Origin of the sequence: Pedobacter cryoconitis (assembly GCF_014207135.1) — a bacterium.
Taxonomy (GTDB): Bacteria; Bacteroidota; Bacteroidia; order Sphingobacteriales; family Sphingobacteriaceae; genus Pedobacter; species Pedobacter cryoconitis_D.
Genome location: NZ_JACHCC010000007.1, coordinates 244,911 through 258,411 on the forward strand (window position 1 = coordinate 244,911; position 13,501 = coordinate 258,411).

The window sequence follows — 13,501 nt, forward strand, 5'->3', positions numbered from 1 at the left end:
AATACTTTCTCTTCTTAAGAAGAGAAAGTATTGAATTTTCCAAATACACCCAGGGGTAGTTTTATCCCTGAAGTTGCCTGAAGATATAATTCACCTGTTTCGAGGTTTTGTACCTGTGGAAATGAGGTTTTAATCAGGTTCTCTACGATTACGGAAGAAAAACCTAATGAATAAGTATTTAAGATCAGGAAGTGTTCCTTTTCGTCAAGTAATTTTACTACATCCTGCATCATTTCCTGGATGTGATCTTCCAGTTTCCATTTTTCGCCATTTGGACCATGTCCGAATGCTGGCGGATCTAAAATGATACCATTGTATTTTTTACCGCGTTTTAACTCACGCTGAACAAACTTTAAAGCATCTTCTACAACCCATCTTACATCTTTCAACTGAGAAAGCTCCTGGTTTTCGTTAGCCCAGTTAACCACTTGTTTGATCGAATCTACGTGTGTGGTATCAGCACCGGCTGCTTTTGCAATTAAGGAAGCTGCCCCTGTATAAGCAAACAGATTAAGTACTTTAGGTGTCGGGGTTTTGAATTTTCTGATTGAAGAAGAGATATAATCCCAGTTTACGGCTTGTTCAGGAAAAACCCCTACGTGCTTGAATGAGGTTAAACCCAGGCGAAGATTGATTTTTACATCATCATTCCTGTATTCTACATTCCATCGGTCAGGTATATTTCCTGCGGCTTTTACCCATTCGCCGGATGTTGCCGAGCGTCCTTTAAACCTGATATTGGTTAGTTTTTTCCATTCTTGCTCAGAAAGCATTTTTTTCCATACCGCCTGAGGTTCAGGTCTGCAAAGGATAAGATTGCCAAAGCGCTCTAGTTTTTCAAAATCTCCACAGTCAATCAACTCATAATCTTTCCAGTGCGTGGGGGTTAGTAGGCTTATCATAAAATATTTTTGTACGTTGTTATTAAAAGTTTTTCTTGGCAGCTTTCATAAAACGGCTGGCAAAAACGAAGTCATTTAGCTCTTCGATATCAGTATGGGCGATTTCTTTATTGGAACCTTCCCAGAATTTTTTTCCTTCATGAAGGAAGAGGATATAATCGCCGATTCCCATTACTGAGTTCATATCATGGGTAACTACAATAGTGGTCGTATTATATTCTTCAGTAATTTCCTTAATCAGTTCATCGATTACAATGGATGTCTTTGGATCAAGTCCTGAATTGGGCTCATCGACAAAAAGATATTTCGGGTTCATGGCTATAGCACGGGCAATCCCTACCCGTTTTTTCATCCCACCTGAAAGTTCTGCAGGAAAGAGTTTATTTTTACCTTCCAGGTTGACCCTTTCCAGACAAAAGTTTACGCGTTCCAGTTTTTCTTTGAAAGAATGATCTGTAAACATATTCAGAGGGAACATAATATTTTCTTCCACAGTCATGGAGTCGAAAAGAGCAGAACCCTGAAAAAGCATACCAATCTCTTTACGGATCTCGATACGCTGCTCAAAATTCATATCAATGAATTCCCGGCCATCATAAAGTACACTTCCCTTTTCAGGAGTATGTAAACCAATCATACATTTCAGTAAGGTGGTTTTTCCTGAGCCGGAACCTCCGATAATCAAATTAGTCAGACCTTCTTTAAATATACCTGAGATACCTTTCAGGACAGTATTGGACCCGAAAGATTTTTCAATGTCTTTGATTTCGATCATAATAATAATTGGGTTACAATGTAATCACAGGCCAGGATACTGATACAGCTTACGACTACTGCTCTTGTACTTGCCTGGGCTACTTCTAATGCACCACCTTTGACATAAAATCCTTCATATGCAGGAACGGTAGTTATAATAAAGCCAAATACAAATGCTTTAACGAGAGCTACAGTTATCGTATAAGGGTTGAAATCTGTTGTAATACCCTGGATATATTCGGCAGGGGTAACTGCTCCGGATAAAGTACCGCCTAAATATCCACCAGCTATACTTAGTACCATTGCGAAAACAACCAGAACAGGTACCATGGTAACCCCGGCAATCAGTTTAGGGAGAATAAGGTAACCAGGTGAGTTGATCCCCATGATCTCGAGTGCATCAATCTGCTCACTAACCCTCATGGTACCGATTTCGGATGAAATGGCCGAGCCAATTTTACCAGCAAGTACTATAGCTGTAATAGTTGGGCTTAATTCCAATATACTTGAATCGCGGGTTACCGAACCAATAATTGTTTTAGGAATAAAATCACTCACTAGCTGGAAAGCAATCTGTAAAGTCATAACAGCCCCGATAAAAGTCGAGATGATAGCAATCAGACCCAGAGAGCCAACACCAACAAAGTCCATTTGCTGAAAGATAGCCTTAAGGTATATTTTAAATTTTTCGGGCTTTCTGAAAACTGCTTTCAGCAGCAACAGGTATTTACCAAAATTGGTGAAATTCATTCTTTAGAAATTAGCTAACGTATTATACTATAAGAGTCTGCTTGGATTTTTAAACAGAACTAATTAATACAAAGAAACAATAAAAAATGTTGAGGCCTTCTTTATTTCTTAAAAATATTCTGCTATTTAATGAATAATTCGGTTTTTTGCAGGTCGTTTAAGACGGTAACATGAGTTGGCGCAGACAGGCTAGGTTTTAATAAATAGCCATTTAACGGTTTTTAAAGTGGGATTTGTTAGCTTGCGGAAAAATGCTTTTTCAGTTTTGTAACTAAACCGGCATTGTTAAGTCTTAATTGTGTATTAGCGGTTACGCTTAAGGTTCTTGAAGATTTAAACTTGTAAAGACCGCTGATAATTTATATTTAATATAGGAGAGTGATTTATGGAAAACAGATTATTAAGAAACGAGCATGACAAAGTAATTGCCGGCGTTTCATCAGGTTTAGCAGCATATATGCAGGTGGATGTGACCATCATCAGATTGTTATTCGTACTGTCAACCATATTTTTGGTAGGAACCGGTATACTGGTTTACCTGGTAATGTGGATTGTAGTACCTGTCAATAATGATCCGGCAGTGAAATTTTCAAAATTTAATGATTATTTTAAAAAACAAAGTGGTTTTCAGGGGTTCAATACTCCACCGCCATTTGGTCAGCAAGGCCCTTTTACCACCCCGGAAAATCCGGAAGTTAAAAGTACCACTGGTACCGACTGGCAGAATCCGGTAGATTTTAAATCGTTGCCGAAAAATAATGATACAGGAAGAACAATTGGTGGGTTATTCCTGCTGGTTATTGGTTTGTACTTTCTGATGAACGAGTTTAACATTATACCTTACTGGTTCAGATTAGGCAAATTATGGCCATTGGTTTTTGTAGCTATCGGTTTGAGTTTCATTCTGAAATCAAAACGTAAGGATAAATGGGAAGACTGGAAAAACCAGCAGCAGGAGGAAGAGGTGAAAACTGCCGAACCAAAACCTGCGGGTACTGAAGAAACTGATTCATCGGGTCAGACCCCGGATCATCAGGCGTAAGTTCAGGTTTTTAGACTGAGCTCAATATTTAAGGAAACAGGCTGCCTGTAAGGTATTACCTTCATCCGGCCACTAAAAAATAAACATATGAAACTGAATAGAGTAATGTGGGGTGTTGTACTCCTGTTTGTAGGTATAGTCATTCTGTTACAGAATTTTAATGTAATTGATTTTTACTGGAGAAATGTATGGAGTTTCTGGCCAGTATTCCTGATCATTGCAGGAGTAAACATCCTTTTCAACAAGAATAAATCCCAGGTCGGAAATATGATTTCGCTTGGTGTCCTGGTCCTGATGTTAGGTTTTATGTTCTATAGAGGGCAGCAACCGCCGGCTGACAGGAACTGGATAGGAGATAACATTTCGAAAAGTCTGGACATGGATCTGGATAGTGTAGAAGACGGAGATACTCAGAAATTGAATTTCACTGAACCGTTCATCGCTGCTGACAGTGCAAAAAAGACAGTGCTGAATATTTCTGGTGGTGGTACATCCTTCAATCTGAAAGGAGAAACTGCTGAACTGATTACAGCTGAGGTAGAACGTAGAAATGGTAATTTTATCCTGCAAAAAGAAAGTACTGATTCTGTGAATACAGTTACTTTTAAAATGAAAGATAAAAAAGGCAAATGGTCATTAGGAAATGGTGGAAACGATGTAGACCTGAAACTGAACAAGAAACCGGAATGGACAGTCAATATGAATATGGGAGCCGGAGCAGTTGATTTTGATTTCTCAGATTACAAGGTAAGAAGTTTTAGATTTGATGGTGGGGCTGCTTCTGTGGATATTAAAGTTGGCGCATTGATCCCGATTACAGATGTAACTGTAAAGACTGGAGTAGCTGACGTTAAAATTAATATTCCTGAAGGATCAGGCTGTAGAATCAGCACTAAAACAGGTCTTTCTTCAAAAGATTTCACAGGGTTTATCAAACTGGAAAATGGTAATTACGAAACTGCAAATTATAAAACATCAACCAAAAAGATTTTTATTAATCTGGATGGAGGATTGAGTAATTTTGAGGTGAACAGATATTAATTATCATTGGAACCTGAAAAAAAGACTGACTATATCATTGTTGTTAATGGAAAACCTGAAGGGCCATACAACTATGAACAATTAAAAAATATGGCAATTACAGCCGGTACCTTTGTCAGGAAACCGGGGATGGATGATTATAAAGAAGCGCACGAGTTCCCTGAACTGCGTGCGCTTTTTGGTTTCAATTATGAACAAACGGCACCACAATATTTTGCCTCCTTTGATCAGCGCCTGCTGGCTTCTATGATTGACTATTTTATACTCTTGTTACTTTATATCGCATTGATCCTGATCAGTTTTATTTTTATAAGTGATAAAGGTCAAAAAATTACAATTGCTCTTTTATTACTACCATTTGTTCCTCTGTTTAAATTTTTATATGGGGTTTTTGCAGATGCGTCGGTTAAACAGGGAACAATTGGTAAAAGATTGCTGAATATTAAAGTTACTGACAGCATGGGAAACAGGATCAGTCTGTCCAGGTCACTGATAAGAAACGGAGCTAAGATTTTGTCTGTTATTCCTTTGTTTTTTGGCTATCTGTATAGTTTTTTGAATAAAAAACAGCAGTGTTGGCATGATGTGGCGGCAGATACTTTAGTTATCAAAGACCGTTTGATTTAAACCATAATCTTTATCTTTGCAGCAGTATGGAAAACGTATCAGCACAAAAAACATTGGACGGAGGATATTGTAATCATTTAAATCAGTATTCCAGGTTTTTGACCAGGGAGGTTTCTATAGGTAATATTCCTATGGGTGGATTGAACCCAATCCGGATACAATCTATGACAACAACTGACACAATGGATACCAAAGGGACGGTTGAGCAGACTATCCGGATGGTGGAATCTGGTTGTGAATATGTAAGAATTACGGCCCCAAGTATGAAGGAGGCAGAAAACCTGGCCAATATTAAAAAGGAACTGCGATTCCGTGGTTATGAAGTGCCTTTAGTTGCTGATATACACTTTACGCCTAATGCAGCAGAAGCAGCTGCCCGTATTGTAGAAAAGGTAAGGGTAAATCCGGGTAATTATGCCGATAAAAAACGATTTGAAAATATAGAATATACACAGCAGGCCTATCAGGCAGAACTGGAGCGTATTTATAAGAAATTCTCGCCACTGGTGAAGATATGCAAAGAGTATGGTACTGCGATGCGTATTGGTACCAATCACGGGTCTTTATCTGACAGGATTATGAGTCAGTATGGGGATACACCGCGTGGGATGGTTGAGTCTGCCATGGAGTTCATGCGGATCTGTGAAGATCTTAATTATTATAATCTCGTGATCTCTATGAAAGCGAGTAATACACAGGTGATGGTTCAGGCCTATCGTTTGCTGGTAGAAACCATGGTCAGAGAGGGGATGAATTATCCGCTGCACCTTGGGGTAACTGAAGCTGGTGACGGTGAGGATGGAAGGATTAAATCTGCTGTAGGTATCGGTACTTTACTGGAAGACGGATTAGGTGATACAATCAGGGTTTCATTAACTGAAGATCCTGAATTTGAAGCTCCGGTAGCAAAGGCTCTGGCTGACCGCTATGTGAAAAGAGGACTGAACCAGGTTGAAACCGAAAGGATTGTGATCCAGGATTTACCATACAATCCTTATACTTATAACCGCAGGGTTACCCGCGCTGTACAGCATATTGGAGGACATCATCATCCTGTAGTTATGCTGGATGTCTCTTCGAAAAATTTAAAAGATCCTTATTTCTTAACTGAAGTCGGATACAAATATAGCGCAGGGCTTGATAAATATAATATGGCAGATCAGGCCTGTGACCTGGTCTATTTAGGAGATAAACTTCCTTCTTTCTCTTTCCCTGGTAATCTGAGACAGATATACAATTATGCTACCTGGCTGGAACTGAAAGAAAAAAACAACTGTCATCCGTTAATTAGTCTGGAAGAGTACGGAGCAGCTATTCAAAAAGATACTATACTTAACCTGGTTAGCGTAAATGCTAAAAATTACGATAGTGCCTTATTGAAAAATCTGGATCATACCGTAGTACTGATACTGGAAACATCTTCTGAACAGGGGATGATGGAACAGAGGGCATTTTTTATCGCACTGCTGAAAAATGAAAATCAGGTTCCGGTAATTATCAAAAGATCTTATGCCGCAATCAGCGCTGATGATCTTCAGTTATATGCAGCTACAGATCTGGGTGCATTGTTTACTGATGGATTCGGAGATGGTGTCTGGATTGATGCGCCGGAGCAGGTTGGTCTTCCAATTATGAACTCTACAAGTTTTGGGATTTTACAAGCGACCAGAACCCGGATCTCCAAGACCGAATATATTTCTTGTCCAAGCTGTGGAAGGACACTTTTTGATTTACAGGAAACCACCCAACTGATCCGTTCGAGAACAGACCATTTGAAAGGAATTAAAATTGGTATTATGGGCTGCATTGTAAATGGCCCTGGTGAAATGGCTGATGCTGATTATGGATACGTTGGTACCGGCCCGGACAAAATCACTTTGTACCGGGGTAAGGAAGTCGTGAAGAAGAATGTGAGTTCTGCTTCTGCACTTGACGATCTGATTGAGCTGATTAAGGAAGACGGCAACTGGACTGAGGTCAAATAATATTTTACTAATTGTCTTTTTGTAAAAAGGCCAGACTCTTATCGCATACTTCCTGCAGGTGGTCAGGAAGATCCTGTCCGGTATAGGGATGTGAAGCGCCGAATACATGATTAGCCCCCTGTATCTTCTGTAATTTAGCTTTAGGTTGTGATTGTGCAAGCTGCTGGGCTACACTGAACTTTACATTCACATCATCGTCACCATGGAGGATCAGCCATGGGATTTTAACTTTTGAGGCTGCATGGAGAATATCAAATTCATCCCTGTGGGCATTAAAATCTTCAAGTAATGTCTTGTTTAGGGGCATTTTTTCTTTGGTCCGCGCATTTTCCACAAAGATCTTTCCTTCGGTTAACCATTCTTCTTCCTGTTCCTTTTTCCAGAGAGAGCTGAAATCTGCGATAGCTGACCAGGTAATCACTTTATTTACCCGATCATCATTCGCTGCTTTCAGGATAGCGAGCGCACCGCCACGACTATGGCCAATCAGGTAAACAGGGTTTAAAGGATAAGTGTGTGCGATATAGTTCAATGCAGTGTCTACATCGAGAAGTTCCATGCTAACAGTATTTGAGGCAAATGCATCGAGGTCTGTTACTTCGCGGGGCTGCGCCTCTGTAACGCCGCTATGGCTCAGGTTAAATTTGAAATAACGGTATCCACTGGCAGCAAAAAAAGCAGCGACCTGATTATGTGCACCCCAATCTTTAAATCCTTTGAAGCCATGAATGAATAAAATACATGGCTGATTTGTATAATTGTCGTCATATGTCAGATCCCCGGAAATTGTTTTATCTTTAGATCCTGACAAAATAAATTGCTCTTTTTTTATCATATACTGTGTCTATAAGTTAACTAACACTATTAACAAACATAATGAACCCTTGTTTAGTCTTGGTAAGATTTAATTTAAAATCTTTCTAAATTAATCTTAATTACAGCATAATGACAGACACTAAGGGTGGGCTTACTACTTTTGTTCCCACTATAAAACAACACAAGCCAAATTGGAATATTTAAAGATACTTGCTTTCACTCACAAACACATTGACTTAAAATCTTTAGGGAAATTGGTTATCTGCGAGCAGACTCTGGATGACAGACTGAAGAATATCCAAAATGAACTGAATGTAAAAGAGATTTTTTACATTGGTACCTGTAATCGTGTTGAATTTGTCTTTACTACTGCCCATACTTTAGACCACGCATTTATTCTTCGTTTCCTGACAGTTCTTGATATGGGCCTGCCGGAACAATACATGGAAAAGTTTATCGAAAATGTTTCTGTTTATGAACAGGTTGAGGCTTTTAACCATTTACTGCGTACTTCGTGCTCACTGGAAAGTCTGGTAGTTGGAGAGAAGGAAATTCTTGCCCAGGTACGCCGGGCTTATGAAGCTTGCCGCGTTTCGGGTTTTACAGCCGATTATATGCGGATGATTATGAACCGGGTAGTTAAAACAGCCAAAGAGGTTTATACTAATACTAATATCTCTAAAAACCCAGTTTCGGTCGTTTCTCTGGCTTACCGCAAATTACGGGATCTGACTATAACTTCCAGCTCCAGGATTTTAATCATAGGAGCGGGGGAAACCAACAAAAACATAGCGCAATACCTCAAAAAACATAAGTATTCTGATTTTTCAGTTTTCAACAGAACTCTGGAGCATGCAGAATCGCTTGCAAAAGAATTGAATGGTAAAGCTTATCCACTATCAGCCCTGGAAGATTACAATCAGGGATTTGATGTAATTATTACCTGTACAGGAGCTACCGAGCCTATTATCACTGAAGAGATTTACCGTAAGTTGCTTATTGGTGAAACAGGAAAAAAAGTGATCGTAGATCTGGCTATCCCTAATGATACTGCTCCGGCTGTTATCCAGAATTTTCCAATACACTATATCGAAGTTGAATCTTTAAAAGAGATTGCACGTAAGAACATTCAGGAGCGTTATGATGAACTGATTAACGCTGAACAAATTATTGATCAGAATATTAAAGAGTTTGATCTGGATCTTCGTCAGCGCAAAATAGAAATTGCGATGAGTGAAGTTCCTCAAAAGATTAAAGCTATAAAAAGTAAAGCTATGGATATAGTTTTTGCTGATGAGATCAATACACTGGATGAAAACTCAAGACTGGTACTGGAACGGGTGATGGATTACATGGAAAAGAAGTACATCAGTGTACCGATGATTATGGCTAAAGAAATTCTGGTCAACAACAGCTAACCGTTCCGGGTAGATTAGTCAGCACAAATACATTATTTGTTTATTATTTACGACTATAACTCTTTTAGATTAAATTTGCGCCAATCTATAACGTGATAATCTAAATTAGCTATGAGCGAAATACTAACCAAAATGCTCATGCAGGCTGCTTGTTAAAATCATGATTGGACTGGAATACAAATAAAGGACAATATACACTTCGAAAAAAAATATGCTCTAATGAAAAAACTTATTATCGGGACAAGAGGTAGTGATCTAGCTTTATGGCAAGCCAATTTTACCAAAGACAAACTTGCTGAAATTGGAATAGAAGCCGAATTGAAGATCATTAAAACCCAGGGTGATAAAATACTGAACCTGAGGTTGGACAAATTGGAAGGAAAAGGTTTTTTTACTAAAGAGCTGGAAGAAGAATTATTAAATGGCAGTATTGATCTTGCCGTACACTCTCATAAAGATTTACCGACTACTAATCCTCCGGGATTAATAATTGCAGCTGTTTCTGAGCGTGAGGATCCCTCAGAATTATTATTGATTTTAAAGGATTGCGTAGATCTTACACAAAAACTTTCTTTAAAAACCGGTGCGCAGGTAGGTACCTCGTCAAACAGACGTAAAGCCCAGTTACTGGCTTTAAGGACTGATCTGAATATTGAGGATTTGCGTGGTAATGTAATTACACGTATTCAGAAACTGAGAGACGAAAGTTACGATGCTATTCTGTTGGCTAAAGCTGGAGTAAATCGTTTAGATCTTGATTTATCAGAATTTCATGTTGAGGTTATAGATACTACTGAGCTGATCCCTGCACCTGCACAAGGTGTACTGGCTATTCAGATCAGAGAAAACGACCAGGAATTATTTGATATCCTTCAGCAAATCAATGATCCGCTTACAGCCGAAGAGATAGCTGTAGAGCGTAAAGTGCTTAACCTTTTTGAAGGCGGTTGTCATATGCCTTTGGGTTGTTATTGTAAAAAAGAGAACGGGAAATATGAGGTGTGGACTTCAAAAGCATTATCTGCTGATGATTTCCCAAATCGTTTATTCTTCAGGGTGCCTGATCTTGAAGGTCTTGCTGAAAAGATTGTCGCTAAATTTTCTCCGGACAGAAAACTGCCTTCAAAAGTTTTTATCTCGAGAGAAATCGGTGAGCATAATTACTTCAGAAGAGCACTGGAAACAAACCATATAGAAATTGAAGGAAGATCACTGATCCGTACCTTTCCTATAGTGAACGTACTGGACCCTTTTTATCTGAAACATATCCACTGGATCTTTTTCAGTAGCCGTAACGGAGTAGAATTCTTCTTCAAACTAAAGCCTGTACTGCCTAAACATGTTAAGTTTGGGGTGGTAGGCAGAGGATCTGAAGATGCATTAAGGAAACACGGTCATAAAGCAGATTATGTTGGGGAAAGCGGTGATATCACTGAAGTTGCTGAACACTTTGCTTTACTGGTCAGAGAACAGACTGTTTTATTCCCAAGAGCGCAGGATTCATTATTGAGTATACAAAAATCTCTGGCAGAAGATACTAAGGTCGTTGATCTTCCTATCTATGAAACAGTGATTGAAGAAAATATAGACCGTACTTATGCTGATGTATTAATATTCACCAGTCCATCCAATGTGGAGGCTTATTTTAAGGACAATTTACTTGATCCGGGACAAAAGGTAATCGCCATTGGAAATTCTACCGGAAAGAAATTTGAGGAAATGGGCGTTGACTATGTTCTTCCTTATTCTCCGGATGAAATTGGCCTGGCAGAAGCTGTATTCGGAATTGATATTAAATAAAAAAAGAGAGGTTGATTATGTTGCACCGTCCGCGTAGATTAAGAAAGAATCCTGTAGTAAGAGAAATGATGGCAGAGACAAAACTGTCTAAAGACATGTTTGTTTATCCGTATTTTATTGTTCCTGGAACAGGTGTAAAACATGGTATTGATTCAATGCCTGGCGTAAACCACTTTTCTACTGATCTGTTAATCAGAGATGTTGAAAAAGGCCTGGAGCTGGGCGTGAATAAAATCATGCTGTTTGGTGTAGGAGATGAGAAATCTGAAGATGCACGTTCTGCTTATCATGATCATTCTCTGGTGCCTTCTGCTGTTCGTGAACTGAAGAAAAACTTTGGGGACGATTTATATATAGTTACAGATGTTTGCGTTTGTTCTTATACTACGCACGGACATTGTGGTATTTTGAAAGATGACTATGTACAAAATGATGAAACGGTAGAAGTGATTGCAAAGATGGCCCTAACCCATGTACAGGCCGGAGCTGATATGTTGGCTCCGTCAGATATGATGGACGGCCGTATTGGTGCGATGCGGAATTTACTGGATCAAAATGGTTACGTAAACGCAGCAATCATGTCGCATGCGACTAAATTTGCTTCGGCTTATTACGGGCCATTCAGAGAAGCTGCTGATTGTGCACCGGGTAAAGGTGACCGGAAGGCTTACCAGATGGATTTCAGAAACCCTGAAGAAGCTTTACGTGAAGCATTGCTTGACCAGAGTGAAGGGGCTGATATATTAATGGTAAAACCGGCATTGGCTTATATGGATGTGATCCATAACCTGAAGCAAAATACAGATTTGCCTATTGCCTGTTATAACGTATCGGGAGAATATGCCATGGTTAAGGCTGCAGCGCAAAAAGGCTGGATTGATGAACAAAAGATTGTAATGGAAACAATGTATGCTTTTGCACGTGCAGGAGCGAGCATTATTACCACTTATCATATAAGAGATATTGTAGAAAAGAACTGGATGTAATATGTTAGAATCGTTAAAAAAGATGTTTTCCGGCAACGAAGGAGATATGCCCGTGAATACTGGAAGTAAACCAGATATTTCAAGAGAGAAATCTAAAGAGCTGTACGAAAAAGCTAAAACCTATTTTCCTGGTGGCGTAAATTCACCGGTAAGAGCTTTTAAATCTGTTTATGGGACTCCATTATTCATTCAAAAAGGTGACGGATGTTTTGTCTGGGATGCTGATGGAAATCAGTTTATTGATTTCTGCGGTAGCTGGGGCCCATTAATCTTAGGTCATAATCCGGCTAAAGTAAGGGAAAAGGTAACCGAAGTCATGCAGAACGGAATGAGCTTTGGTGCGCCGACTGCACTGGAAAACGAACTGGCTGAAATCATTATTAAAAATAATAAACACGTAGAAAAAATACGTTTTACGAGTTCAGGTACAGAAGCGGTCATGTCGGCTATTCGCCTGGCACGTGGTTATACCCGGAGAGACAAAATTCTGAAATTTGAAGGTTGTTATCATGGACACAGTGATTCATTATTAGTTAAAGCAGGTTCAGGTCTGGTTACTTTTGGTGAGACTTCTTCGCTGGGAGTACCGAAGTCTTTTGCTGAAGAAACTATTGTCATCCCTTTAAATGACACGGAAGCTTTAACACAGGCTTTTGCCCAGTTTAAAGACCAGCTGGCAGCAGTGATCATCGAAGGTATTCCTGCGAACAATGGTCTGTTGATTCAGGATGAAGCTTATATAGAGTTCTTACAGAAAATCTGTAAGGAGAATGGTACACTACTGATCTTCGATGAGGTAATTACTGGTTTCCGTCTGGGTTTTGAAGGTGCAGCCGGATATTATAATGCTAAACCTGATATCGTTACTTACGGTAAAATATTAGGTGGTGGTTTACCTGTTGGTATGTATGGTGCTTCATCCGAAATCATGGGACATATTTCTCCTGATGGAGGTGTTTACCAGGCTGGTACTTTATCCGGAAATCCGGTAGCTATGGCAGCAGGTATTGCGCAGCTGACAGAACTATTGCGTTCAGGTTTTTATAAAGAACTGAATTCAAAGGCTAAAGAATTTGCAGAAGGTATTCAGCGTTTTGCGACAGCCAGAAATTATAAGTTTAAAGTATTTCATGTAGGTTCTATCTTCTGGTTTGCTTTTACGGATAAGGATAAAATACAATGTGCAGAAGATATTGATCCGGCAAGTATGGAGAAATTTAAAGTAATGCACCGCGAACTGTTAAACAGAGGCATTTATTTAGGCCCTTCTGGTTACGAAGTAGGATTCGTTTCTGCTGCCCATACAAAAATAGAACTTGAAAAGGCTAAAAGAGCTATCCTCGAAGCACTGGACATTGTTTTTAGGAATAAATAAATT

At 39.3% G+C, this 13,501-nt stretch carries 12 protein-coding genes; 8 read left to right on the forward strand and 4 right to left on the reverse strand.

What is annotated here, in order from left to right:
- Positions 1–14 precede the first annotated feature (14 nt).
- Genes HDF25_RS14490 through HDF25_RS14500 form a run of 3 tightly spaced genes read right to left on the reverse strand, consistent with a single transcriptional unit; the run spans position 15 to position 2,408 of the window.
- Positions 15–902: a class I SAM-dependent methyltransferase gene (locus HDF25_RS14490; RefSeq protein WP_184625914.1), complete on the reverse strand. Its 888-nt coding sequence runs from the start codon at positions 900–902 to the stop codon at positions 15–17.
- Positions 903–924: 22 nt separating this feature from the next.
- On the reverse strand, positions 925–1,677 hold the full coding sequence (locus HDF25_RS14495; protein WP_184625916.1) for an ABC transporter ATP-binding protein: 753 nt from the start codon (positions 1,675–1,677) through the stop codon (positions 925–927).
- Positions 1,674–2,408: an MlaE family ABC transporter permease gene (locus HDF25_RS14500; RefSeq protein WP_184625918.1), complete on the reverse strand. Its 735-nt coding sequence runs from the start codon at positions 2,406–2,408 to the stop codon at positions 1,674–1,676. Before HDF25_RS14500 ends, HDF25_RS14495 begins: the two co-directional genes overlap by 4 nt.
- A gap of 385 nt (positions 2,409–2,793) precedes the next feature.
- Here HDF25_RS14500 and HDF25_RS14505 point away from each other — a divergent pair, with 385 nt between their 5' ends.
- The 4 genes from HDF25_RS14505 to ispG all read left to right on the forward strand — a co-directional run bounded on the left by HDF25_RS14505 (position 2,794) and on the right by ispG (position 7,103).
- On the forward strand, positions 2,794–3,450 hold the full coding sequence (locus HDF25_RS14505; protein WP_184625920.1) for a PspC domain-containing protein: 657 nt from the start codon (positions 2,794–2,796) through the stop codon (positions 3,448–3,450).
- Between the two features lie 87 nt (positions 3,451–3,537).
- Positions 3,538–4,491, forward strand: coding sequence for a LiaF transmembrane domain-containing protein (locus tag HDF25_RS14510; RefSeq protein WP_184625922.1), 954 nt, complete (start codon positions 3,538–3,540; stop codon positions 4,489–4,491).
- A gap of 6 nt (positions 4,492–4,497) precedes the next feature.
- On the forward strand, positions 4,498–5,118 hold the full coding sequence (locus tag HDF25_RS14515) for an RDD family protein (RefSeq protein ID WP_184625924.1): 621 nt from the start codon (positions 4,498–4,500) through the stop codon (positions 5,116–5,118).
- Between the two features lie 26 nt (positions 5,119–5,144).
- Positions 5,145–7,103, forward strand: coding sequence for a (E)-4-hydroxy-3-methylbut-2-enyl-diphosphate synthase (gene ispG / locus HDF25_RS14520; protein ID WP_184625926.1), 1,959 nt, complete (start codon positions 5,145–5,147; stop codon positions 7,101–7,103).
- 7 nt (positions 7,104–7,110) lie between these two features.
- Here ispG and HDF25_RS14525 read toward each other — a convergent pair whose 3' ends face one another.
- Positions 7,111–7,938, reverse strand: a complete 828-nt coding sequence (locus HDF25_RS14525) for an alpha/beta hydrolase family protein (protein WP_184625928.1) — start codon at positions 7,936–7,938, stop codon at positions 7,111–7,113.
- Positions 7,939–8,110: 172 nt separating this feature from the next.
- Here HDF25_RS14525 and hemA point away from each other — a divergent pair, with 172 nt between their 5' ends.
- The 4 genes from hemA (at position 8,111) to hemL (ending at position 13,498) form a co-directional block, all read left to right on the forward strand.
- Entirely contained in the window at positions 8,111–9,337 is a 1,227-nt protein-coding gene (hemA, locus tag HDF25_RS14530; RefSeq protein WP_184625930.1) for a glutamyl-tRNA reductase, read from the forward strand.
- 219 nt (positions 9,338–9,556) lie between these two features.
- Positions 9,557–11,137: a hydroxymethylbilane synthase gene (hemC, locus tag HDF25_RS14535; protein WP_184625932.1), complete on the forward strand. Its 1,581-nt coding sequence runs from the start codon at positions 9,557–9,559 to the stop codon at positions 11,135–11,137.
- Between the two features lie 17 nt (positions 11,138–11,154).
- Entirely contained in the window at positions 11,155–12,123 is a 969-nt protein-coding gene (gene hemB, locus HDF25_RS14540; RefSeq protein ID WP_184625934.1) for a porphobilinogen synthase, read from the forward strand.
- 1 nt (position 12,124) lies between these two features.
- Entirely contained in the window at positions 12,125–13,498 is a 1,374-nt protein-coding gene (gene hemL, locus HDF25_RS14545) for a glutamate-1-semialdehyde 2,1-aminomutase (RefSeq protein ID WP_184625936.1), read from the forward strand.
- The last annotated feature ends 3 nt before the right edge of the window (positions 13,499–13,501 follow it).